The organism is Vibrio eleionomae (assembly GCF_009874545.1).
Taxonomy (GTDB): Bacteria; Pseudomonadota; Gammaproteobacteria; order Enterobacterales; family Vibrionaceae; genus Vibrio; species Vibrio nitrifigilis.
Map to the genome: position 1 here is coordinate 22,675 of NZ_WEKT01000043.1, position 22,950 is coordinate 45,624.

A 22,950-nucleotide genomic window follows, 5' to 3' on the forward strand; every position below is an offset into this window, starting at 1 on the left:
TAGGAATGAATAAATATGAGGTAGCACTCTGTTACAATTTGACCGTAAATCTAACTCGTGTGTAGGGTCACTCCACCGGAGCCAAGTTTTGTTCATTGAAACTTGGCTCCGGTTAACTTCGTTCATAATAGTCTTCCAGTAGACAGGATTTAAAAACAGTTACTTAGAGGTAGGTATAATGCTTATGTTCTTACTTAGATAAGAATATATTCTGATCTGATCCATTTAATTTGATTTAAAAGTATTAAAGAAGTTTTGCCCCATTATTTTCTATTTTAAGACTTGAGAGACACATCTCTTTTCATAACTTTAACCTATATTTACTAATAGCAGATTATGAACATAGTTGAATTGCTATAAATGTAATATCGTATTCTGCAATTTGTAAGTACAAAGAAATATAACATCTATAGAACAGTATGTTACTGATATGGTGTCTGTATTTTCTAAAAATATTATGAAGATAATATCCGCTGAAAAGACACTGCTAGCTGTTTTATGTAGTAAGAATTAAGTTTATTTAACATTAAAAAGGGTCAAAATGAAGTTTAGTAAGATAACTATATCGTTGATTCTAGATGCATTTCTTTCAGGGTGTGCATCTGGACTAAATTCAATGCAGCAAAGAGAGTATGCTGCAATGGAAAAAGATGGTGTACTAATTAAAGAAAAAAATCCCAATACAGGAATGGCTTTGGGTTTATTGCCAGGTGGCGGGTCTTTTTATGCGCGTGAACCAGGTTTAGGTGTTGTAAATCTATTATTTTGGCCGCTTTCTGTTCTATGGGATCCCTTCAGTGGTAAGCAAAGAGCGGAGTCTATAAATTACGATGTTACCAAACATTATCTTAAGCAAGAGATAAAGAAAGAGATGAGCGAATTAGATGATAAGCTTGCATTAGGAAAAATAAGTAACGAGCAGTACATAGTAGAAAAAAGAAAAATTGAAAATAAATATAGCTATGAATAGTTACCGTAGTTTGTTCGTATCCGCCCCATGATCCCACAGGCCGTTTAGTTTCAGTGTGAAAAGCTCCAGGGAAGAAGTGAGTAGATACCAGGCTCTGGCTTAGCTAGAGCGTGTTGATCTTTGCTGCACATCTTTCATTCAGCAATACATCGGTAGCCACATTATCGTAAACGCCAGTGATTGTTATCAGCTCGTTATCTGCCGATTTTGTTTGAGTTTAATTTTTATTCAAAGCTGATATTTGTTTTTGAGCTTCTGTTAATCGCTCGATCCCTTTGATCTGTTTTCTTTCTTCTTGTGTCAGCTGGTTATAGGCTTGGCTCGCTTCCTCTATCTCTTTGCTGCTTTTACGCGTAATCTGGTTTGCCGCTGGTAGCTGATTCAACATCGCGTTGAATGCTGATACCGGAGTCCAACCTTCAACAAACACGCTACTTGCTCCATGTGGCGTAAATTGGGTTGAATTTAGCTGAGCTGTGCCTGATCCTTTTTGTATATTTCCCTGAACATCCCGACCAAGCCATGGGCGACTCAGTTGTGTGATTTTTTTTCTTTCCTGTTCTGATTGACGGCGTTGGCTAAATAGCCACTGGAAAGGATAATCGAGCTGGTACGCATATTTCCAGGTAGACATATGGTTACCACGGGTGAATGAGATCCAGTTTATTCCAGAGCCGGGGGTTGTATTGTCGTGGTTCGTAACTTCTTTCTCTTTGGTATTCTGTGTCTCCAATGGCAGATAAGGATCCCACTGAGCATGAGTCACTGTTACTCCTGCCGCTTTATAGTAGTCAGAAAGAGCGTTCCACTCACCGGAAGCCATTGAATCACCAGAGCAGCTATGAACCAGTATGTTGTCATCTGAAACCATGTAATACCAGTTTTGGTAATTGTGTTTGTCTAATCCAAAACCATTGAAACTGATAGGGTCATTTTCAGGTGTACGCGCAGGCGAGCCATTATTCTGGAAGTTTTTATTGTAGTTATTTGACCATTGTGAACCAGCAACGGCGATACCGGCAAAAAAGTTATCTCTTTGAGCCGCCATATTTAATAGCAGCATTCCGCCCATTGATTGTCCGGTACCATAAATTCGATCAGTATTGATGTAGCCGTGATATTTTTTCAGTATGGAATCTACCAGTTCCCAAACCGCGGTATTTGCTTCACTGGAAGACACTAAATCATTGGTTGAACGACGACTTTCTTCTATTTGCGGTACGACTATAATGGCAGGGTTTGACGTCTGGACTTTATCACCAGACAGTTTAACCGCTGCTTTTGAAGAGGTAAGTGCCGCCATAGGATCGGTATTATTGGCACCGGCATGTTCCATATGCAGAACCAGAGAAATATTGCCCTTGTGCTGTTTTAATTGCTCAGGGTCAGGAACATATATCGAGTATGGCAGTTCGAAGTCTTCGTATTTACCCGTATATTCACTGTAAGTATGAGTGGCTTTGAATGCACCATCGCCGATACGATGCAATGTCCAGCCGCTTTGGGAGTCAAACTGCGGCAGAATGATTGTGCTTTTATCCGCCGTAATCACGTTTTGCAGACCACCACTCCATTTATTTTTCTGTTGGGTGATGGTGTAGTTAACGATTTCTTTTGTCCCAGCTGTTATTTTCGCATCTTCCCCCTGGATATCAGAAATCTGTTTTACTCCGGCCATCATCGTTGAAGTATAAACGAGGTTTTGTGCTTTGAGCATATAAGCTGTATTGACCTCAAGGATGACATAGCGACCTGACTTTGTTCCGCCGCTTATGGAAGGCATGGGTTTATTATTGACATACACTTTGGTGATATGTCCTTCATTTCCTTTCACACTGTCGTTATCACGTTCAATCGTCTTATCAAAGCCATGCTGACGTTCCTGATAAAGTGCATAGTCAGTAATTTGATAATCATTACTATCGACAGACTTTGCATCAATCGGTGTGTTGTATTCAACAATGATTGCAGATGTTTTTGCCCCTTCAAGATCGACAAAACCATAAGATTTGACCGAAGTAATCGCATTGTCTGCTGAAACTGTTTTTTTAGCAGCTAGGGTATGACTGCCGTATAAGGTCGCGACAAGCATTAATGCAAGACCTGAAAATTTCATTATTCTTATTAAAACCTCTGATGGATATCTGTGCTAGATCGTTTAGATTAGACCAGAAAAACCTGTAATAGTTTAATTTATATGAAACTTTAGAGGTGGATTGGCAGATTTATAAACAGCAAAGCCGCTGCACGGAGAGGGCTGCGGCTGATGCTTACTTTGTTGTGGTAGTTATGGCGTAATCGCCTCTGCCTCTTCAAGTTTCTGTTCGTGATAGCGTTTTCCGCCACTCCAGCCAAAATTATCCACTGTGTACCCCCCCCAGCATTGCGTTTGTCGCAACGGCTCCGCCAAGGTCGCTTGGTAATTAAGGTACGACAGAATCGCTTGGTGATCACATGTCAGCTAAGATCCAGTTCTTTCGGCCAATGACCATCGATTTTATCGCACGCTCTGCTCGATTGTTGTCGATGAATAAGTGCCCATCATCCACATAACGCACCAACTTTGGCCATTGACCCAAGGTGTATTTAATCGCTTTACCCAGTGGGCTAGATTCGAACACTTTCTGTGTCGTGAGCCATTGATACAGGTCGTCCAATATCGGTTTGGCGTGTGATTGTCTTTCTGACCAACGCTCTTCGGCTGACGACGGTTTTAAGCGAGCTTCTAGCGCATAGAGTTTTTGGATTTTCGCCAGTGCGATATCCACTTTCCCAGTCTTGCCTTTTCCCTGGAGCTTTTTTGCTTCCATGAACTTACGGCGAGCATGAGCGAAGCAACCGACGTTTGTCACTTGAGTGAGACCATCGTACGCCGCATAACCATCGGTTTGCAGGTAACCCGAGTAATCTCCCAAGAAGTCCATTGGGCACGCTCTCGCGCGACTGTTTTGATAGTCGTACAAGACGATGTTTTTCATATCCGGTAAACAAGCTTGCGGAGAGTCAGCTCCTGAGCAGTAAAGCCACATGTAACTGCGCTTCTCTTCTTGTAGAACATTTAATGGGGTTTCATCGGCATGCACCACCACTTGCTCAAGTAAGTGCGTTTTTAAGGCTTGGTACAAGGGTTGGAACTTCTCGCTCACTTGGATAACCCAGCGAGCCATGGTGGTTCTTGATAAGTCGATGCCCGATTGTGTGAACAAGGTTTCTTGTCGATACAGCGGCAAAGCGTACTGGTATTTACCTAAGATGATATTGGCCAGCAAGCTTTCTGTGGCGAAGCTTTTCGGGATAATGCTCTCTGGCGCTGGCTGTTGGTGAACAGGGTTAGTCTCACCGTGTTGCACACAATGATGGCACGCGTATTTAGGACGAACGTATTCGATAACTTTGAGAACGGCAGGCGTGAACTCCAGTTTCTCGCTACGGTCTTCCCCGATTTGATGCAGAGAGTGTTGACAGCAAGGACACTGTTTATCGTGCTCGTCCAGATCAAGAACCACGGTTTCGCGAGGTAAGTCTTTAGGTAATGGCTTGCGTTTACCTCGGCGCTTTGTTGTGGTCGTCGTGGTCACCACTTCTTCGTCGACTTTCTCCGCTTCGCATTCCACTTCATTAAAGAAGTCGCCCTGAGCTTCGTTATACGGTTTTAACGCTTCAGAGCGTTTGGCGAACTGACGGTCAAGTGCCAGTTTGAACTGCTCAATTAAGGATTGGCGCTCTTGTTGCCACTGTGATTCTTTTTGCTGCCAAGCTTCTTGCTCAGACATCAACGCCTTCACCATCGCTTGAAGTTCCGCGATGTTTTGGCTGTCTGGATTGATGTCGGGGGTCGTCTTTTTCATGGTCGTTATTGTACTTAATACCGATAAAAAAGGCTTGGTTATCTGACTTTTATTGCCATTAACCCATTGTAAAACTGTCGATTTTTATCGCTTTATGGCCGATTATTGTGAAGCCAGAAAGCAGCCTGTCGAGGTCAAATTGCGTTAAGGTAAACACCGTATTTTTCTCTTGCGTGGGCCACTTAAACTTGGCTTTTTCGAGGCGTTTATACCAGAGCGCATAACCCGTTTGGTCCCAATACAACGCTTTGATTTTATCGCGTTGTTTATTGGTGAAGAGGAACAATGCCCCTGAGCCTAGCTCGAGGTCGGTTTCGGATTCAATCAACAGCGCCAGACCATTGATAGACTTTCTGAAATCGACAAACTCGCGGTATAAATACACCACTGGCGCGGTCATCATGCGTTTCATGACAAGGCTCCAATCAATTCTGCAAGATAGTGTGTCGGCGTGCCTTGAGGAATACTCAATTCGACGTTATTTGCTATCAAAGTCATGTTCGCCAACGACGTCTGGGTCACCTTGAGGCACGTAGTCTTTTCAATCATTTCGGCCTTAACGAAACCACTCTGATTCGCGGAATAGTTAACACTCAGCTTTTGCCGCTTGGCGTAAAACGTCGATACGCTAATGTCGTGCTTTTGGCAAAAAGCGTGTTGTGTGAGCGAACTGGCTTGGCATTGCTCAATCAGAGAAAGCCATTCTTGGTCGGTGCGTCGTTTGTACATATCACATCTCCTTTGGATTGGAGATGTGATCATAGAGTGGGCAACGGGTGATTAGAATGTGGTGTTTGTGGTGCGCTTACGTTTGTTCAGCTAATAAGTCAAATTAAGCCGACCCAATTACGCGGTGTTTGCCTTTATGCTTTTTAGCGTAAAAGTATACCTTCGACTATTGGTCGGTTGATTTCCGGCATTATGTTAATTGATGAACATCGAGGATGTTCACGACGACACACTCTATCATCGATGTTTAACAACCATATTGTAATTAGTTTTTGAAAAGTTTTTTCAAAAAAACTCAGGCAGGGGCAATATCAAACTTCAACGTAGAAATGCGTGGATATATACGATGAAAAACAGTAGATCTAGTTTATTGAGCTTGGGTGTCAGTTTCTTAACCGCCGCCTAGGGCTTTAAATAAGTTAACCTGCTGTATCCGTCGGTTGGATGATAGAAACGGCGTAACTTTCACGGGCATCTAACATTGCGCGTTGGTTATTCAGCTGTTCGTTACTTTGGTGGGCTGTAAGGTTATCAACCAAACTGTAAAGGTGAGTGTTCCCGTTAAAAAATATGTAGATTTTTATTGTGTAAATTGTTGGTATGAATTCGTATTAGCTTTCTATATAGTTTTATTTTTATATTGCCATTGATTTGATCAATTATTCATTTCGTATCAACGGCCTAACTACGGAAATATATTAGGGATATCATGAAAAAATTGTCACTAGCCATTGCACTTGGCTTGTTAAGTAGCGGTTGTGTCACTACGCCTCAAAGTTCGGATTCAGCACAAACCATTAGCCCGAAAGTGCTCATCGTGACTATGTTTGGCAGTGAAGCTAAACCTTGGTTAGAAACGAATACATTCACGCATAGCTATCATATCGCTGGTCTGAGCGCCGAATACCCAGAACTAAAATGTAATGGCAAGGGTATCTGTCTTGTCACCACCGCGATGGGATATGCCAATGCAGCAAGTACAATGAGTGCCGTTGCTCTAAGCCCACAATTAAATCTACGCGACACTTACTTTATTATTTCTGGGATCGGTGGTGTGGATCCAAATGACGGAACGCTTGGCTCAGCGAATTGGGCACGTTATGTGATTGATGGTGGCCTCATTCATGAAATCGACTCACGTCAGATTCCGCAAGATTGGACATCAGGTTTGCTGGCTTTAGGTGCCACTAAGCCTAGCGAAAAAGCTAAATGGAGCGCAGGGACTGAAGTCTATAAACTTAACGACGCGTTGGTGAACAAAGCCTACAAATTAACTGCGAATGTTGCTTTGAGTGATGGGGAACAAGCACAAAAATATCGACAGCAGTACAAGGCGGGCACTCCTGGAGCCCAGACGCCAAAAGTGTCTATCTGCGATACTCTTTCTAGTGATACCTATTGGCACGGTTCGGACATAGCTAAGTCAATGCAGGCATATACCACGATGGTTACTAACGGCAAAGCAAACTACTGCACGACGCAGATGGAAGATAATGCCAGCCTAACCGCTCTAAAACGAGGGGCTGAGTCTGGGAAGCTGGATTTCAACCGAATATTAGTGATGCGTACCGGTTCTAACTTTGATCGAGAAGCCCCAAACCAAACCCCAATTGAGTCGTTATCAGCAAAATCAGGTGGATACATGCCAGCGGTAATCAACGCTTACCGAGTTTCAAACACCCTAGCACAAAAAATTGTAACTGACTGGCCACATTGGGAAAATGGTGTGAAATAGCGATTAATAACGGATTAGAAAAGTCATCCTGAATAGGCTCATTTAGCGATGACTTTTTTATCCGACATCGCGATGGCTAAATTGGAAATGCCCCATCATCAGCTAGGGTAAACGTTCATATTTTATTAATGAACGTTTACCCTACAAAAAGTAATATTCCTTCCTATTAACTTATCTTAGTACGGTGTATTTTTCAGAACTTGGGAAATACGCTGAATTGCGGTGACTAAATCCTCTGGGTCTGCATTGGTAAAGTTGAGACGTATTGCGGATGGTGGCTCAGCTGATGTCGGATAAAATACGGGGCTTGGGACGACTGCAACTTTATTCGCTAATAATTCATTTGCTAATTTGTAGGTATCACATTCTGGGAGGGTAACCCAGACAAACATCCCGCCTTCTGTTGGAGTGATTTTGCATTCATCGGGTAGATAGGCCTGTACTGCCCGAAAGATAGTGTCATAGCGAGATCGATAAATAGCACGTATATTTTCCAGATGTTTAGGAAATTCAGCATGTTGTAATAAACCAAGTATTATTGCTTGTATAGGCGTACTAGAGTGTAGGTCTGCCCCTTGTTTAACTTTTAATAGCGGTTCTAAATAACTCTGCTTTCCGCTCACAGTCCCAAACCTCAGACCTGGAGATGCTATTTTAGATAGTGAACGCAGCACAATAGAGTGGTCTGGGCAAAAGTCAGAGACTAAAGGAAGGGGCTCACCAGAAAAACGTAATTCTCGGTACGGAGCATCTTCAATAAGCACAACATTATATTTGATGCACAGTGTTGCGACTTGGTTGCGTTTCTCAAGTGACCAACATACGCCCGTTGGATTATGAAAATCCGGAACCGCATAAAACATCTTGGGTGATGTTGTTTTAAAACATAATTCTAATTCATTGATATCAGGTCCGGATTCATCCTGAGATACGGTAACCAAATTAGCCTGTGCTAAGCCAAAGACTTGCATTGCACCGAGATAACAAGGTGCTTCCATAGCGACGGTATCGTTGGGGTTTACGTATGCTCGGGCAATTAAATCCAGGCCTTGTTGAGAGCCAGTACACGTCATCACGCGATGTGTTTCTGGTAGATTATATGTTTGTGTGAGGTGAACAATTAATGGCTCATACCCAATGGTTGCACCATATTGAAAGACATCAGTCATTGCAGTAAGTGCTTCTATAGCGGGTTTCATTAAATGGATAGGGAATGTTTTTTCATCGGGTAAACCGCCTGCAAGTGAAATAACATTTTTATCACTGGCAGCAGCAAGGATTTCACGTATATAGGAAGATTGTATTTGTTGGACTGAGTAGGCAGTTTCCATATAAGACTCAAATTTTGTTGTGGTTGGTCTGAAAATAGTAATGACTATTGGCAAAGAAGGTCGGTCCATATATGCTCACTAACATGTCCATTTATGCTATATATCTCTACGCTATGAATAAGCTTCAACAATCAAGAATTAATGATGTGCTTTTCTATATCCATCAGGATATCAGTAGAGATTTGACAGCTCGTGAGCTTGCAAAAGTTGCGTCTTATTCAGAGCAGCATTTTCATCGAACGTTTCAACGTGTGGTTGGTGAATCGGTAAATCAGTATATTCGCCGTATTCGTATGGAATATGCGGCTAACCAGTTTATGTTTGATCCGCAGGCAAAGGTTATTGATATCGTGAATAAGAGTGGCTTCAGTTCCGCTTCATCATTTAATCGAGCATTTAAAAGTGTATTCAATATGTCGCCAAAGGAATGGCGTAACCACGATTTACAGATATCAGATAAGCCATACCTGAAGGATAAAGAAATTGCGTTGGGATATGAGCGCGTAGCGAATCATGATTTGCCCATGCCAAAGATAATTGAAGTGCCAAGTCGTATGGCTGCTTATGTTCGCCACACGGGTTATAACCGTTCTATTTCAAATGCCTGGCTATTATTAAAAGCGTGGGCGATGACGGAAGGTCGTGATTTTTCCGTTCAATATGGATTACATCATTCGAATCCTGCATGGGTGGCGTTAGAGCAGTGTCGTTATGTGGCATGCATTGAGATAGAAAGGCCGATTTCAGTGCGTGGCGTGGTCAATCAATTTGTTATCCCTGGTGGGCTACATGCAGTATTTCCTTTGAGTGGGATTTATGGTGAGCTCTTACCGAAGTTGAGCTTGATATTAGAACAATGGCTACCTGAATCCGGCTTTAAATTGCGTTCAACTCCGGCATATGTTCACTACATTAAAAATCATTTTCTCAATCAAAACGAAGAGTTTGAACTGGATTTCTATTTGCCTATAGGGTTCTTTTAGTTACTTACACACTTTTGATAGGGCAATTAGCATAGCGAGTGATTTGTTAGTTAACGAGGATATACGCCCTATCTTCGTCTCGTTTTCCAGTTCCTTTTCATCTCAGTTTCTTTGATTTCACTTATAAGTTTTCTCCCGGTGTATTTCGTATCTATCGCTGTGTATGCCGCTCTTTCCTCTGCGGCCAGGATGCTGTCACCGGTAAATCTTACGAACACCGCCGGGCTTGGGGGGCTCATCCAAAGGACTCAATTAAAGACAAAACCCAATTGGGCAAAAAACGAATGGTGGGGGTTACTGATTTCATAATAGGTATGACAATACACAAGCCCTGTGAGATCTCGCCTTTTCTCAATAATCCCATCAATAGTGTCCTGCAGACAGAATTTAGGAGCCGTTATTTCTCAAAGTAATTCCTCCAAAACAACACCAGCTTCACCATTGGCAATTCTTTGAAGAAGGCCATCCATTTCTACTTTTTCATCGATTGAAATTTCTTTATTTTTAATGGATTTATTTTTATTAATGCTATTCTCATTAGCAATGATTTGATTAGACATATTATGCCCCTTATAAAAATTAAAATTAAGGTGCACTGAACATAGGTATTATTTTTAGGATAGATAATTAAGGGAGATTACAGAGAGAAACTTGCTAGGGATGACGCTGGAAAACTTTCTTTATATTTTATCTTGAAACAACTCTTTGTCAGAGCAAGTGCCACTATATAGGTTTATTTAATTAAAGATACCTTTATTTTCAATTTAGTTAATCCGTGTCAGTTTAGAGTTGTTGTGACAATCTAGCTCAGAATCTGTGGATGGAAGAGTAATGTCCATCAACGTGCTAGTTAGATCTTCGCTGACACGAAAATGCTCCATTTTAACCCTGTTAGTTATTTAGTATGAAGGAAGTGTAGCAGGATTTATTTGACCCAATTTTAATAATGCTACAGGTGGTTAATACCCATGAGTCAGAAGGATTATATAGGGAAAACTCTAAAACTGTGGTCAATTTTTATTGATCACTTTCTCATGCCATCATGATAATTTTCATATCTTGCTGTAATGGCATTATTGTATACACAAACCGCACAATTTTTGTTGAAGTATCGGGCTTAGATAGTTGACTTTTCTGACGCTTAGACTTAACTCACTTTAGGTTAACTCCAAAAAAATAATCAGAATTTGCCGGGCCAGAAGCTTGATACATCAATATCGTAGTTTATTTTCGGCTAGTGAGGGAATATATGTGGTTTAGTAAAAAAAAGGATGTACCCACTTCAGAATTAGAAAATCAGTATGTATATGATTTAAAATTAAATATGAATGCTATCATTAAGTATACCGCTTTTATTGTTTTCAGTCCTCAAGGTAACATCACTTTTGCTAATGAGTTGTTCTGTCATGCTGTAGGTTATGAATTTCGTGAGATTGAGGGTAAACATCATTCAATATTTTGTTCAAAATCGCTTAGTTCGAGTACAGAATACCAAAAACACTGGGAAGAACTAAGAGCTGGTAAAAGTATGAGCGGGGTATTTGAAAGAGTAAGAAAAGATGGTTCACCTCTTTTTATCTCTGCTGATTATTTTCCAGTTCAGGATGAAAATGGTAGCGTCATCAGAGTAATTAAAATCGCAAGGGATGTTACAGAAGAAACTCTCCAAAGAAAATCTCAAAAAGCAATACTACATGCACTTGATCGTTCCCTTGCAGTGATAGAGTTTAATCCTGACGGGACTATTATTTCGGCTAATGATAACTTTTTGACAACTGTAGGTTATCGTCTTGAAGATATTAAAAATCAGCATCATAAAATGTTTTGTTCAGAAGAGTTTTACAGAAAATACCCTAATTTTTGGAAAGAATTAGAACAGGGAGAATTTAAAACAGGGCGGTTTAAACGTAGAAATGTAAATAATGAATTAATTTGGTTAGAGGCTTCTTATAACCCTATTTATGATGATAAAGGTAAAGTTGTTAAAGTGATAAAATTCGCTTCTAATATAACAGAAAGGATTAACAATGTCCTTGACTCTATTGATATGGCATCAAGCACATCTGAAGAAACATCGGCTATAACTAAATTGGCAGTGGATATTTTAACTGAAGCGGTGAAAACATCTGAAAATATAGTAGCGGAAGTCAAAAAGGCGAGTGTAGTTGGTTCAAAGCTCATTACTCAGTCTAAGAGTATTGATGATATAGTTACGACAATTCAGGGGATTGCAGAGCAGACTAATTTATTAGCATTGAATGCGGCAATAGAAGCTGCACGAGCAGGAGACAGTGGCCGTGGTTTTGCAGTAGTGGCTGATGAAGTCAGGCAACTTGCCAAACGGACAGCTGAAGCTACGACTGAGATCGCTACTGTTGTTCACAGTAATAACGATATGATAGATGAGATGGATAGTAATTTATCTCAGGTGAGTGGTATCGCTATTCAAGGACAAGATAGCATTAGTGAAGTACAAGAGGGGTTAGCCCAAGTTAGGCAAGGTGTCGAAGATCTTGTTCATTCAGTTCATAGATTAAAACCATAGCCAGAATGCGCATTTAACGCATTTTCTCTTAGCGAGATGGAGAGATATATCAAACGGAACGATTACTCGCCGTTGTAAAGGTGAGTGTCCCCATTAAAAAATAGAGTTTTGGAACTGTTAATCTGATATAAGCATTTAAGGCACTGTTCTAAAACGTTTTTTTTCAAAAATAAACTAGAAATACTGTTCTTAAGCTTTAATAACCGACACCCAACTTGCACCTTGTCCGCACGGGGAGGTGGCTTGGTGGGTTAAGTTGCCATCAGAAGGATTAATGGCATATAAACCAGTAACGTTGGCATGTTCGCCAGTGACAATTAACCACTTATCATCCGGTGTAATTGCGATACTTCTTGGGCAGGTTTCTACCGTAAAACGAGTAACAAAACGTATCTGATGTTCATTAACATGAAAGAGTGATACTTGGCTTGAATTGCGCTCGGTGGTGTATAGAAACTGTCCGTTATGCGTAATCTGGATATCTGCGGCCCATATTCGTTGGTGAGCGGCGTTATCAGCGATGCGATTTTCTGGCATTAACCCAGGCAATAAACCAAAGTGATCGAAGGGAAGAATGGCCTTCTGTGTCACAAAGGAAAGGGGCTTGTTATTTTCTGATTTTCCTTCATTTACGCTGTAAACAAAGACTTTACCAGACATTTCCGTTAAAACATACAAGGTCTTCCCTGATGGAGAAAAAACGAGATGACGAGGCCCTGAACCTTGGGGAAGTGGCACTTCGATTTGTTGAGAGAATTCAGGACCAGTGTGCGTAGAATAAGGCATGACTTTAACGGTATCTGAGCCTAATTCGGTATGAACAAACCAGCGCAGATCAGGGCTGATTTTTATCGCATGTGGATGCTTACCGCACGAATGCGTTATGGTTTCTTGATTTGATGGATTGCTTACATCCAATCTCGCCAAGAGGTTATCATTAAATGACACCATCCAAATCGTGTTTCCATCTGGTGTCAGTTCGATATTTGCCATGCTGGCAGGTAAAGGAAAAGTGTTTACTAGCTCAAGACCTGAATTGTTGATTTTGTAAGCCTGTAATTGGTAAGGCTTAGAGCGGCTAACAACATAAAGAAGCTCAGCGCGTTCATCTATCGCCATAGGCATCACTAGCGGTGCCGCCTCTATGTCACTCACGCGGGAAAAGAGTTCATTGCAGCTATCAGCCCGTTCACTCCCTAATCGGTAGCAACCGATGGAGTTGGATTGGGCATTTGAGACGAAAATATGAAAAGGCATAAAATTACCTCTAATGGCCCAATAGATTTGCCAGCAATTACATCATATTGAGGGAGTGGTTTCTGTGGATAGTGAAAGGATTTTAATAAAAACCACAGCTTAGAAAGTTGTTAAGCTGTGGTTCGTTAATGAATTATGGGGATTTTAGGATTGTTGGAAACGGAATTAACGACGTTTGGTTTCGCGTTTTTTTAGTTCAAATTCGAACTCTTCTGGATAGAGCACAATGCCTTCGCCTTGTTGATCAGGGAAGACAATAATAGACAATTCGTCGTCTTCTAGGCCGGGAGTCCAGCGGCTTTTCCATTTTGCTGTTGAAATGGCTTCAGGAGTGAATCCTTCCCACTCATCGGTTGCCCATTGTTTGGCATGCTCTTCACTTGGCCACACGGGAACGCAGTCTTCATCGTCGGCGCTCAGCAACACACTGCCATGTTCGTCGATCAGTAACCAGATCTTTAGATCGCTTGCGACGGTTTTGAAAAACAGATTCATACGTTCAGTTGGATCTTTAGGTAGGTTATCTAGCGCGATATTTGCTGTCATTTGGGGCCTCAACATCACATCAGTGAATGATCATTATTTAGTGGTGCTATCTTATCAATAAAGCCTCTATTTGAATAAATAATTTCCGTAGTAAGTGAGTGAGAAATTATAATTTTATATATCGTGAATGGTAATATTCAAATCCCCAAGTAATCCCAAGGTTATGATTTGCCAGATTTAAAAATACGGTGAAATGTATTTAACGCTGTCACTTTTGCATTGGTATGGCGTTGCCACTTTTCATTGCTCGCAACCAGCCATTTTTGATGAGCATTATTGAGAATAGCTTGGCTCACAATCGCTTCTCGTGGTTCATGCTCCATTGCGAACTCTTCGGTTTGGTTGTTGGTTGGGTTAGTAATAGTGGTAATCGAGGCGCAGCCAATAATACCAATATCTGCATAAAATTGGCCGAAAAACTGACTGATAGACTCGCCGACAATATCTTGATCCTTAGGGCGAATCATTCCACCGGGAACCCAAGTCTCAATATGGCTGTATTGAGATAAAATGTGGGCGGCTTCGAAATTGTTAGTGACCACTCTTAGTTCAGTGTGATTGTAAAGTGTCTCAGCAATCAGGGCGATTGTGCTACCTATTCCCAAGAAAATGGTAGAGCCGTTGGGAATTAATGGCGTGACTTGCTGTGCAATCGCTAGTTTTTCTTCTCGATGAGTCTCTTGTCGTAATCGATAGCTTTGATTACTCAATGTGGCAGGTGCCCCCACACCGCCGTGATGGCGGCGAGCTAAGCCAAAATCGCATAAACTGTTAATATCTCGCCTAATTGTCTGTGGGGTGACATCGAATTGTTGCGCTAGATGTTCGATAGAGCAGTAATCACTTTGCTGGATTAACTGCACAATCTGTTTTTGACGGTGACTTAATGACGGTGCCGAGTCGTTATCTAACATCACCGCCCCCTAATCTTGTTTCGCTTCGAGATAACTCTGTGGGGTGTCGGTAATCATCATATCAACGCCCCAATTCCAGTAACTTTTAACGAGGGCAGGAAAGTTTGGCGTGTAACAGTAAATCTCATAACCTTGCGCTTTTAGCCGACGTGCTTGTGGTTTAGTTAAAAAGCGATAATCACAGTGCACACTGAATGCATCGATTTCATGTAATGTTGCTTCTGCATCTTCAGGGATCTCTTGCCACAAATGGCCGCGACGGATCGTTGGTAGATGTCGTTTTATCTCGATTAAAGCGCGAGTATCAAAGCTAGAAAATAACAGCTGCTCTGGATTGAATTGTTTGTCGATGATCAGTTGGGCGACTGTTTCACATAGTGTTGGTACATCATCACCAGGACTGGTTTTTAGCTCGATATTAATGGCAATAGAATGGTTTTTGGTAAGAGATAATACGCTCTCCAAGGTTGGGATTTTTTCACCGCGAAATGTGTCGCTAAACCACAGCCCAGCATCGAGAGATTGCAGATCGGCTAACGACATTTGCGTCACAATACCACTGCCATTAGTACAACGGTTAACGGTTTGGTCATGAATCACCACCGGGATACCGTCTGAAGAGAGCTGAGTATCTAATTCAATCCACGGAACTCCAAATTCAATCGCTTTGAGAAAGGCGCTCATGGTGTTTTCTGGCGCTTGGCTTGATAAGCCGCGATGTGCGGTTATTTTCATTTACTGCTCCATTATGTTCATTTCTATTTTTTAAGCAGCATTGCAGGTATTTGTGACTCTTATATGTCATTAAAGTGAAAATGTAAGATGTTCAAATTGATACATTTCTGTCATTGAAACGTCATCCCCACCTCTTAGTGTAAATGGCATTCATCTTTTTCATGCGCTGGTTTTTACCACAACAAAGATAACCATAGGGAAACGGATAATGTCCATAAAACATCTGACAGGCTTAGCAGTTGTTGCTGCATTGTTGAGTGCTCAAGTACAAGCTAAAACGGAAATTGAATGGTGGCATGCCATGGGGGGGGCCTTGGGTCATAAGGTTGACCAAATTGCGGCAGACTTTAATGCAAGCCAATCACAATATGAAGTAAAGCCGGTGTATAAAGGCTCTTACTCAGAGACTATGACCAGTGCAATAACGGCTTTTCGTGCTCATAAACAGCCAGCGATTGTTCAGGTGTATGAAGTGGGCACGGCAACCATGATGGGCGCGAAAAAGGCCATTTATCCTGTGTATCAATTAATGCAGGATGCCCATGAAAAATTCAACCCTAACGCTTACTTAAGCGCTGTGACGGGTTACTACACAACGAACGATGGCAAAATGTTATCGATGCCATTTAATAGTTCTACGCCTGTGATGTATTACAACGAGGATATGTTTGCTAAAGCGGGAATTAAAACACCGCCCAAAACATGGCAAGAAATGGATAATGTGGCGAAAAAACTTCAAGCATCTGGAGCGAAATGCGCATTAACCACTACATGGCAATCGTGGATTCAAATTGAAAACTTTGGCGCACGTAATAACTTACCATTAGCGACTAAAAACAATGGCTTTGGCGGGCTGGACACCCAATTTGAGTTCAATGCGAAACCGTTTGTTAAGCATATTGAGCGTTTAGGTCAGTGGAGCAAAGAAGGGCTGTTTAAATACGGTGGTCGTCAATCGGATGGTTTGCCGCTGTTTTATAAACAAGAGTGCGCCATTACCATGGCATCTTCGGCATCTCTTGCTGGTATTCGTGAAAACATGAAAGGCGTTCACGTTGGTGTTGCTCAGCTGCCTTATGATGCGAGCATCATTCGCTCGCCGAAAAATACCATTATCGGTGGTGCCTCTCTTTGGGTGCTACGTGGTCAAAATGATGATGTGTATAAAGGCGTCGCTAAGTTCTTTACTTATCTTTCAAGTGCCAAAGTTCAGGCTGACTGGCACCAGTTCACCGGCTATTTACCTATCACGAAAGCAGCTTATCAGCTCACCAAAGATCAGGGATTCTATCAGAACAATCCTGGTACCGATGTTGCTGTTTTACAAATGAGCGCTGGCACACCAACGGCGAATTCGAAAGGCATTCGTTTTGGTAACTACTCACAAATTCGTTCGATCATCAATGAAGAATTAGAAGGCGTGTGGTCGGGTAAGCAGAGTGCTCAACAGGCATTGGATAATGCGGTTAAACGCGGTAATCAACAGCTACGTCGTTTTGAACGAACTCAACATTAATGGTGAATTTATCCGGTAGGTAAGTCGCCATTGGGTACTTGCCTACCTGTTTGTTTTTAAATGGAATTATGATGTCTGCATCTGTTTATTTTAAAAATCGCTGGCTGCCGTTATTGCTGATTGCTCCGCAACTTGCGATCACAATGGTGTTTTTTATTTGGCCAGCAGGGCAAGCGATCTTTCAATCGACTCAGCTACAAGATGCGTTTGGCATGGGCAGTGAGTTTGTTGGGTGGGAAAACTTTACCAATTTATTTCATGACCCCCATTACTTGGAGTCGATCACCACGACATTAATCTTCAGTCTCAGTGTGGCGGTATTGGCGCTGGTATGTGCTTTGATCCTCGCGATGTTTGCTGAACATGTGGTGCGAGGTGCTACGGCTTATCGTACTTTATTGATTTGGCCTTATGCCGTTGCTCCTGCGGTTGCTGGCGCATTATGGCTATTCATGTTCGATCCGACCATTGGTTTAGTGAGCGGGTTGCTGCAATCACTCGGTATGGATTGGAATCCAAAATTAAACGGCAGTGATGCGATGTGGATGGTCGTGATTACTGCAACATGGAAACAGATCAGCTACAACTTTCTGTTCTTTCTTGCTGCGCTGCAGTCTGTGCCAAAGTCTTTGCTTGAAGCAGCAGCGATTGACGGTAGTGGACCAGTAAAGCGCTTTTTCACCATTAGTTTCCCACTGATTTCTCCAACCAGTTTTTTCTTACTGGTGGTGAATTTCGTGTATGCCTTTTTCGATACTTTCGCCATCATCCATGGCATGACAAAAGGCGGGCCGAGTGATAGCACGTCTACGTTGGTTTACAAAGTTTATCGTGATGGTTTTATCGGATTAGACCTCGGTTCTTCCGCTGCGCAATCAGTAGTGTTGATGATTTTGGTGGCTTTATTAACCGTGGTGCAATTTAAATATGTTGAGAAAAAGGTGGCGTACTAATGGTAGAACAACGTCCTTGGTTTAATGTGTGTTGTCACCTTGTGTTAGTGCTTGGCATCGTATTGGTGGCGCTGCCGGTTTGGGTCGCATTAATGGCAACCACGCATGCCAATGGTGATTTTGGTACTGGCGCTCCATTATGGTTTGGTGAGCTGGGGCTGAGTGTATTTAGAAATTTATTTACGAGCTCAACTCATATGAGTAGCAGTGCGGTACCAGTTAGCCGCATGTTGTTGAACTCTTTTATCATGGCTATCTGTATCACTATTGGTAAGTTGGTCATTTCTATCATGTCGGCTTATGCGGTGGTGTTCTTCCGTTTCCCTTGCCGAATGTTGGCCTTTTGGGTGATTTTCTTCACGCTGATGTTGCCAGTTGAAGTACGCATTATGCCCACGTTTGAAGTGGTCAGCGATCTGCACATGCTGAATTCTTTTGCTGGGTTGACGATTCCTCTTATCGCGAGCGCGACCGCGACCTTCTTATTCCGGCAATTTTTTATGACCATACCTAATGAATTGATTGAGGCTGCACGTATTGATGGTGCGGGTCCAATCAAGTTCTTTTTCGATATTTTGCTACCACTCTCTCGCACGAATATCGCGGCACTGTTTGTGATCACCTTCATTTACGGCTGGAACCAATACTTGTGGCCACTTCTTATCACAACGGACACGCATTATTACACCATCGTATTGGGCATTAAGCAGATGCTGGATGTGAACGATGGGGTAGTGGAATGGAACAAAATAATGGCGACAACGATTATTGCCATGCTACCGCCAGTGCTGGTGGTGATTGCAATGCAAAAAGCGTTTGTTAAAGGTTTAGTGGATTCGGAGAAATAAATGTCTACTGTCACTCTTACAAATATTGCAAAACGTTACCCCAACGGATACCAAGCGATTTCACAGTTAGACCTTGATATCGAAGATGGCGAAATGGTGGTGTTAGTCGGGCCGAGTGGTTGTGGAAAATCAACCTTACTGCGCATGGTCGCTGGCCTTGAAGAAATCAGTGATGGCGTGCTCACAATTGATGGACGTCAGGTGAATAACGAAGAGCCAAGCCAACGGGATATCGCGATGGTATTTCAAAACTATGCGTTGTATCCGCATATGACGGTCTACAAAAATATGGCTTATGGGCTTCGTAATCGTAAAACACCGAAGGCAGAGATTGATCGTTTGGTTAACGAAGCTGCCGAGATGCTTGAACTTAAATCGTTATTGGATCGTAAACCTAAGCAACTGTCCGGCGGACAGCGCCAACGAGTTGCGATGGGCAGGGCGATTGTTCGCCAACCTAAGGTGTTTTTGTTTGATGAGCCTCTCTCTAACCTAGATGCCAAGTTGCGTGTGCAGATGAGGCTTGAAATCAAACGCTTACAACGCCGACTTAATACGACCTCTATTTATGTGACTCACGATCAAGTAGAAGCGATGACGTTAGCCGACAAATTAGTGGTGTTAAATCAGGGGCATGTTGAGCAGATTGGATCTCCGATTGACATTTATCGTCATCCTGCGTCCATTTTTGTCGCTACCTTTATTGGTTCTCCTGCAATGAATATTTTGGAAGCTACATTACTCGATTACGGCGTAAGAATTGGACCTTGGTTACTACCTATTTTTCCAACCAAGCCAACTTGTTATGTGAAAATTGGCCTGCGACCAGAGCATCTAAAAGTCACACAAGATAATCCTGATTTTTATGTTGAAGTAGAAATGATGGAAGCCCTCGGTGCTGATTTGTTGCTCTATTGCACAATGGAAGAGCTGCATTCTCAGCCGCTAGTTGTTCGCGTTGCTGGCAATTGTGATGTGGAATTGGGGCAGCGTCTTGGTATCACCATCGATTTAGATTGCATTCATCTGTTTGATAGTGAGACAAAAAAGCGAGTGGAGTTTATTGTACGAGATGAACCAGTATTAGAGAGAATCAATGCCTAAATTATTGACAGATTGGTCGTCACAAGCGGCAAAGAGAGTAACTTGGTTGTTTACTGATGTTGATGACACATTAACATGGCGAGGAAAACTACCAGCAGAAACGCTCGATGCAATGCAGCAGTTGAGTTTAGCCGGAATTAATGTGGTCCCCGTGACAGGAGCCTGTGCGGGGTGGTGTGATCAAATTGCTCGTTTATGGCCAGTTCATGGTGTTATTGGTGAGAATGGCGCCTTTTGGATCACTAAGCGTCAGCAGCAATTTCATCATCATTACTGTGTGCCTTTTTCTGAGATGCGCAAGCGACAACGGTATCTTTTAGAGCAAGTTAAGCAAGTTCTAGCATCCTATCCAGGTTTAACTCTGGCTAATGATCAGTCTTTTCGTTTTTGCGATGTAGCGGTCAATATTGCTCAAGATCGAACACCGCTTAGTGTTGAATTGATTGAAGAGTTACTCCTTCAGTTGCGTCAGCTAACGGTATTTGGAGACCCTGTGCAAGCCACAGAAAGTTCGATTCATATAAACGTTTGGACTGGGAACCACAGCAAGCGCTCTTCGAGCCAATCCTATCTTAGTCAGGCGTTAAATGGAGAAGTTAATCAAGGGGAAGTCGCTTATGTTGGCGATTCTTGCAATGATGAACCGATGTTTTCTTGGATTAACAATAGCGTAGGCGTCAATAATATTACGCCATATCTGCCTAAACTAGCGTGTCCACCCCAGTATATGACGAGACAAAATGGCGGCTACGGCTTTGCCGAATTGGCGCATTTTTTGTTGTCTGCGAAGGAGTGATTTATCTTTTAGCTGGTTCTCGTTGGTGACGCCCAAATATTACATCTTGAGGCCATTGAGATATCGGTAATAAAAGAGCATAAAATAGTGCGCAAAATGTCACCTTTATCACGAAATCGAAGAATAGATTTACCTATATTCAGCTCAGTGAGAGGGCATACCTAATCACGAAGTGTTCGGCATGGATGCTTTGGAAACCGAGGCGATAGCAATAAAGCCAGAGGTTAGGTGTTCAAAGATGTCGGAGGTGGATATGAAAATACTTTTCATCTTATTAGCTGCACTCGCTTTTACGATTGCCAGTTACGCATAGTAAAAACGTGTTACCAACATGACAAGTTAGCCTGAGTAGCAAGTGATATTGCACTCAGGTTTTTTATTGCTCTATAACCAGTCACTTTTGAATTCTGCATCTCGAGGATATTGGGTATATCAAATTGCAAATTTTATAATTTAGTTCTGCTTCAATAATTATGTGTGAATGATTAATCCATTACAATTAATTNGTGTAAGGTATTATTTTCGTTATATTTTTAGATAATATTATTTTTATTATGTGATTTTTATTGTATTGTTATTTCATTTTTTGTGAATTTTTGACTTAGTCAATTATCTGTTATTTAGTGATATTCGTTTATTAATTAAAAACTTCTATATACATTACACATTTAAATTGTGTCAGCATTTATTTGAACCGATTTAAACTAGTGGTATATAAATGAAATTTAATATTTTTAATAAAGCAGTGAAAACATTTGGCATATTATTATGTGCCTGTACTATTTCTAATTCAGCAGTCGGGTCGATAGAAGTCGCATCTTCTGCTATTTCACCGGCCATTCTTAATGGTGTTGATACTGATTTATCGACAGTTCCTTATCAAGTTCGATTAACGATTCAGAAAAGCTCGGATTCTGGATCTAAATATTATCTATGCGGTGGTTCTATTATTGATGATGGGGTTGTACTCACAGCGGCTCATTGTTTAGAGGATGAGGGAAGCTACGCAACGACCCGAATTTATATTTACTATCTCGATTATTCAGATTCTTCAAACCCTACTCAGCAGGTCGCTCAAGCAACCGTAGGCGAATTTGAAGTCAATCCTAACTGGACTGGTTCACTCAGCGGGTCTCATGATACCGCGGTTATCTATTTGAGTAGTGATGATTTTGCGAACGCAAAGAAAATTAAGGTGGCAGATAGCGATGAGATGGAGGCAATGTTTCAAGAATTTTCGAGTTCTTACGTTGCGAATCAGGATAACAGCACGAACGTTATGGCAAGCGGTTATGGCAAAGATGAAGATGGCGTTACTGGAACGTTGCAACGTGTATTGTTAGCAGGAATTCCAACGGACACCTGTGATTCACTCTCTTCTGATAATGTCTCTGGTAATAATATTATCTGTGTTCAAAGTCCAACCACAGATACCAATTTTGGCATCTGTAGTGGTGATAGCGGTGGTCCTCTGGTGTGGCAAGACCCTGACCATGCTTCGGATGACGATTATGGTATTCGTCTTGTTGGGGTAGCTTCTTATGTCACAACGGATAGTGGCTCGTGTCGACTGAACGGCCAGTATTATTATGGTGGTTATACCAGCATCAATTTCTTCAAATCTGAGATCAACAATGCGGTATATAACCTTAACGGTGGAACGAACTACGATATTAATTCGCTCAGTTTAAGTTACGCCTTTGATTCTAACCCGATGGCATTTACTAACGAAACCTTAGCTCAAGATAGTGATTCGTCTACTAAGTCGAGTAACACGTCTACCGATAGTAGCAATTCAGGCAGCGAAGCTACCTCAAGTGGTGGCGGTGGCAGTAACGGCTGGATCGTTTTACTTGTACTTGGAATGGTCACAATGATTAGACGTCGTTGTAATCACTAATCGACCTAAAGAGCGAATAAAACTTGCTCTAGGCTCTTTGATAAGGCTCTGAATCCTGAGGTCATTAGGAGATACATATAAAGTTAAGAAGCCATAAGGGCTTCTTAACTTTTTCTGAATAATAGTCACTATAGAGATGACAATCATGTAAGTATTCATTTGCTAGTGTTTAGTTTCTATTTTTAAATAATGTTACCGGTATTTAAATTGTAAATACTTATTAATGGGTATATTTAATTT

Annotated in this window: 19 protein-coding genes and 1 pseudogene; 10 read left to right on the forward strand and 10 right to left on the reverse strand. The window is 41.8% G+C overall.

The window, feature by feature from the left end:
* Positions 1 to 541: 541 nt before the first annotated feature.
* Entirely contained in the window at positions 542 to 970 is a 429-nt protein-coding gene (locus F9817_RS17805) for a hypothetical protein (protein WP_161157511.1), read from the forward strand.
* Positions 971 to 1,187: 217 nt separating this feature from the next.
* Here F9817_RS17805 and F9817_RS17810 read toward each other — a convergent pair whose 3' ends face one another.
* The 4 genes and pseudogenes from F9817_RS17810 to tnpA form a co-directional block, all read right to left on the reverse strand.
* Positions 1,188 to 3,086: a hypothetical protein gene (locus tag F9817_RS17810; RefSeq protein ID WP_202436511.1), complete on the reverse strand. Its 1,899-nt coding sequence runs from the start codon at positions 3,084 to 3,086 to the stop codon at positions 1,188 to 1,190.
* 343 nt (positions 3,087 to 3,429) lie between these two features.
* Positions 3,430 to 4,818: pseudogene (gene tnpC / locus F9817_RS17815) on the reverse strand (IS66 family transposase); the annotation flags it as partial.
* A 58-nt stretch (positions 4,819 to 4,876) separates the two neighbouring features.
* The gene (gene tnpB, locus F9817_RS17820) at positions 4,877 to 5,230 is read right to left on the reverse strand and encodes an IS66 family insertion sequence element accessory protein TnpB (RefSeq protein ID WP_161157512.1); all 354 of its coding nucleotides are present in this window, start codon (positions 5,228 to 5,230) and stop codon (positions 4,877 to 4,879) included.
* Positions 5,227 to 5,547 (reverse strand): IS66 family insertion sequence element accessory protein TnpA, encoded by a 321-nt coding sequence (gene tnpA / locus F9817_RS17825; RefSeq protein ID WP_161157513.1) that lies wholly within the window; start codon positions 5,545 to 5,547, stop codon positions 5,227 to 5,229. The genes tnpB and tnpA overlap by 4 nt, the downstream gene beginning before the upstream one ends.
* Positions 5,548 to 6,256: 709 nt before the next feature.
* Between tnpA and F9817_RS17830 the strand changes: the two genes are divergently transcribed.
* Entirely contained in the window at positions 6,257 to 7,282 is a 1,026-nt protein-coding gene (locus tag F9817_RS17830; RefSeq protein WP_161157514.1) for a purine-nucleoside phosphorylase, read from the forward strand.
* Between the two features lie 176 nt (positions 7,283 to 7,458).
* On the opposite strand, the gene F9817_RS17835 is transcribed toward F9817_RS17830, so the two are convergent.
* Positions 7,459 to 8,613: an aminotransferase-like domain-containing protein gene (locus tag F9817_RS17835; protein ID WP_161157515.1), complete on the reverse strand. Its 1,155-nt coding sequence runs from the start codon at positions 8,611 to 8,613 to the stop codon at positions 7,459 to 7,461.
* Positions 8,614 to 8,726: 113 nt separating this feature from the next.
* Between F9817_RS17835 and F9817_RS17840 the strand changes: the two genes are divergently transcribed.
* On the forward strand, positions 8,727 to 9,596 hold the full coding sequence (locus tag F9817_RS17840; protein ID WP_161157530.1) for an AraC family transcriptional regulator: 870 nt from the start codon (positions 8,727 to 8,729) through the stop codon (positions 9,594 to 9,596).
* Between the two features lie 404 nt (positions 9,597 to 10,000).
* Here the strand turns inward: F9817_RS17840 and F9817_RS23870 are convergent, their stop codons facing one another.
* On the reverse strand, positions 10,001 to 10,156 hold the full coding sequence (locus F9817_RS23870) for a hypothetical protein (protein WP_202436512.1): 156 nt from the start codon (positions 10,154 to 10,156) through the stop codon (positions 10,001 to 10,003).
* 689 nt (positions 10,157 to 10,845) lie between these two features.
* On the opposite strand from F9817_RS23870, the gene F9817_RS24320 reads away from it, so the two are divergent.
* Complete coding sequence (locus F9817_RS24320; RefSeq protein ID WP_161157516.1) at positions 10,846 to 12,141, forward strand: methyl-accepting chemotaxis protein; 1,296 nt, start codon at positions 10,846 to 10,848, stop codon at positions 12,139 to 12,141.
* A 189-nt stretch (positions 12,142 to 12,330) separates the two neighbouring features.
* Here F9817_RS24320 and F9817_RS17850 read toward each other — a convergent pair whose 3' ends face one another.
* The 4 genes from F9817_RS17850 to F9817_RS17865 all read right to left on the reverse strand — a co-directional run bounded on the left by F9817_RS17850 (position 12,331) and on the right by F9817_RS17865 (position 15,593).
* Entirely contained in the window at positions 12,331 to 13,398 is a 1,068-nt protein-coding gene (locus tag F9817_RS17850) for a lactonase family protein (protein WP_161157517.1), read from the reverse strand.
* 165 nt (positions 13,399 to 13,563) lie between these two features.
* The gene (locus tag F9817_RS17855) at positions 13,564 to 13,893 is read right to left on the reverse strand and encodes a DUF2750 domain-containing protein (protein ID WP_237476286.1); all 330 of its coding nucleotides are present in this window, start codon (positions 13,891 to 13,893) and stop codon (positions 13,564 to 13,566) included.
* Between the two features lie 212 nt (positions 13,894 to 14,105).
* Positions 14,106 to 14,858, reverse strand: a complete 753-nt coding sequence (locus F9817_RS17860) for a DeoR/GlpR family DNA-binding transcription regulator (RefSeq protein WP_161157519.1) — start codon at positions 14,856 to 14,858, stop codon at positions 14,106 to 14,108.
* A gap of 9 nt (positions 14,859 to 14,867) precedes the next feature.
* A complete protein-coding gene (locus F9817_RS17865) occupies positions 14,868 to 15,593 on the reverse strand; it encodes a glycerophosphoryl diester phosphodiesterase (protein ID WP_161157520.1) in 726 nt (241 codons plus the stop codon).
* A 208-nt stretch (positions 15,594 to 15,801) separates the two neighbouring features.
* Here F9817_RS17865 and ugpB point away from each other — a divergent pair, with 208 nt between their 5' ends.
* The 6 genes from ugpB to F9817_RS17895 all read left to right on the forward strand — a co-directional run bounded on the left by ugpB (position 15,802) and on the right by F9817_RS17895 (position 22,710).
* Positions 15,802 to 17,109, forward strand: a complete 1,308-nt coding sequence (gene ugpB, locus F9817_RS17870) for a sn-glycerol-3-phosphate ABC transporter substrate-binding protein UgpB (RefSeq protein ID WP_161157521.1) — start codon at positions 15,802 to 15,804, stop codon at positions 17,107 to 17,109.
* Between the two features lie 71 nt (positions 17,110 to 17,180).
* Positions 17,181 to 18,062 carry a sn-glycerol-3-phosphate ABC transporter permease UgpA gene (gene ugpA, locus F9817_RS17875; RefSeq protein ID WP_161157531.1) on the forward strand — a complete coding sequence of 294 codons (882 nt, stop codon included), beginning with the start codon at positions 17,181 to 17,183 and terminating at the stop codon, positions 18,060 to 18,062.
* Positions 18,062 to 18,910 carry a sn-glycerol-3-phosphate ABC transporter permease UgpE gene (gene ugpE / locus F9817_RS17880; protein ID WP_161157522.1) on the forward strand — a complete coding sequence of 283 codons (849 nt, stop codon included), beginning with the start codon at positions 18,062 to 18,064 and terminating at the stop codon, positions 18,908 to 18,910. The genes ugpA and ugpE overlap by 1 nt, the downstream gene beginning before the upstream one ends.
* Positions 18,911 to 20,014 carry a sn-glycerol-3-phosphate import ATP-binding protein UgpC gene (locus F9817_RS17885; RefSeq protein ID WP_161157523.1) on the forward strand — a complete coding sequence of 368 codons (1,104 nt, stop codon included), beginning with the start codon at positions 18,911 to 18,913 and terminating at the stop codon, positions 20,012 to 20,014.
* On the forward strand, positions 20,007 to 20,810 hold the full coding sequence (locus tag F9817_RS17890) for an HAD family hydrolase (RefSeq protein WP_161157524.1): 804 nt from the start codon (positions 20,007 to 20,009) through the stop codon (positions 20,808 to 20,810). Before F9817_RS17885 ends, F9817_RS17890 begins: the two co-directional genes overlap by 8 nt.
* Positions 20,811 to 21,528: 718 nt before the next feature.
* Positions 21,529 to 22,710 carry a S1 family peptidase gene (locus F9817_RS17895; protein ID WP_161157525.1) on the forward strand — a complete coding sequence of 394 codons (1,182 nt, stop codon included), beginning with the start codon at positions 21,529 to 21,531 and terminating at the stop codon, positions 22,708 to 22,710.
* Positions 22,711 to 22,950 lie beyond the last annotated feature (240 nt).

Excerpts from the sequence above, each read along its gene's own strand:
- F9817_RS17805 (WP_161157511.1), top strand. The coding sequence starts at position 542 with ATGAAGTTTAGTAAGATAACTATATCGTTGATTCTAGATGCATTTCTT.
- F9817_RS17810 (WP_202436511.1), bottom strand. The coding sequence starts at position 3,086 with ATGAAATTTTCAGGTCTTGCATTAATGCTTGTCGCGACCTTATACGGC.
- tnpB (WP_161157512.1), bottom strand. The coding sequence starts at position 5,230 with ATGAAACGCATGATGACCGCGCCAGTGGTGTATTTATACCGCGAGTTT.
- tnpA (WP_161157513.1), bottom strand. The coding sequence starts at position 5,547 with ATGTACAAACGACGCACCGACCAAGAATGGCTTTCTCTGATTGAGCAA.
- F9817_RS17830 (WP_161157514.1), top strand. The coding sequence starts at position 6,257 with ATGAAAAAATTGTCACTAGCCATTGCACTTGGCTTGTTAAGTAGCGGT.
- F9817_RS17835 (WP_161157515.1), bottom strand. The coding sequence starts at position 8,613 with ATGGAAACTGCCTACTCAGTCCAACAAATACAATCTTCCTATATACGT.
- F9817_RS17840 (WP_161157530.1), top strand. The coding sequence starts at position 8,727 with ATGAATAAGCTTCAACAATCAAGAATTAATGATGTGCTTTTCTATATC.
- F9817_RS23870 (WP_202436512.1), bottom strand. The coding sequence starts at position 10,156 with ATGTCTAATCAAATCATTGCTAATGAGAATAGCATTAATAAAAATAAA.
- F9817_RS24320 (WP_161157516.1), top strand. The coding sequence starts at position 10,846 with ATGTGGTTTAGTAAAAAAAAGGATGTACCCACTTCAGAATTAGAAAAT.
- F9817_RS17850 (WP_161157517.1), bottom strand. The coding sequence starts at position 13,398 with ATGCCTTTTCATATTTTCGTCTCAAATGCCCAATCCAACTCCATCGGT.
- F9817_RS17855 (WP_237476286.1), bottom strand. The coding sequence starts at position 13,893 with ATGAATCTGTTTTTCAAAACCGTCGCAAGCGATCTAAAGATCTGGTTA.
- F9817_RS17860 (WP_161157519.1), bottom strand. The coding sequence starts at position 14,858 with ATGTTAGATAACGACTCGGCACCGTCATTAAGTCACCGTCAAAAACAG.
- F9817_RS17865 (WP_161157520.1), bottom strand. The coding sequence starts at position 15,593 with ATGAAAATAACCGCACATCGCGGCTTATCAAGCCAAGCGCCAGAAAAC.
- ugpB (WP_161157521.1), top strand. The coding sequence starts at position 15,802 with ATGTCCATAAAACATCTGACAGGCTTAGCAGTTGTTGCTGCATTGTTG.
- ugpA (WP_161157531.1), top strand. The coding sequence starts at position 17,181 with ATGTCTGCATCTGTTTATTTTAAAAATCGCTGGCTGCCGTTATTGCTG.
- ugpE (WP_161157522.1), top strand. The coding sequence starts at position 18,062 with ATGGTAGAACAACGTCCTTGGTTTAATGTGTGTTGTCACCTTGTGTTA.
- F9817_RS17885 (WP_161157523.1), top strand. The coding sequence starts at position 18,911 with ATGTCTACTGTCACTCTTACAAATATTGCAAAACGTTACCCCAACGGA.
- F9817_RS17890 (WP_161157524.1), top strand. The coding sequence starts at position 20,007 with ATGCCTAAATTATTGACAGATTGGTCGTCACAAGCGGCAAAGAGAGTA.
- F9817_RS17895 (WP_161157525.1), top strand. The coding sequence starts at position 21,529 with ATGAAATTTAATATTTTTAATAAAGCAGTGAAAACATTTGGCATATTA.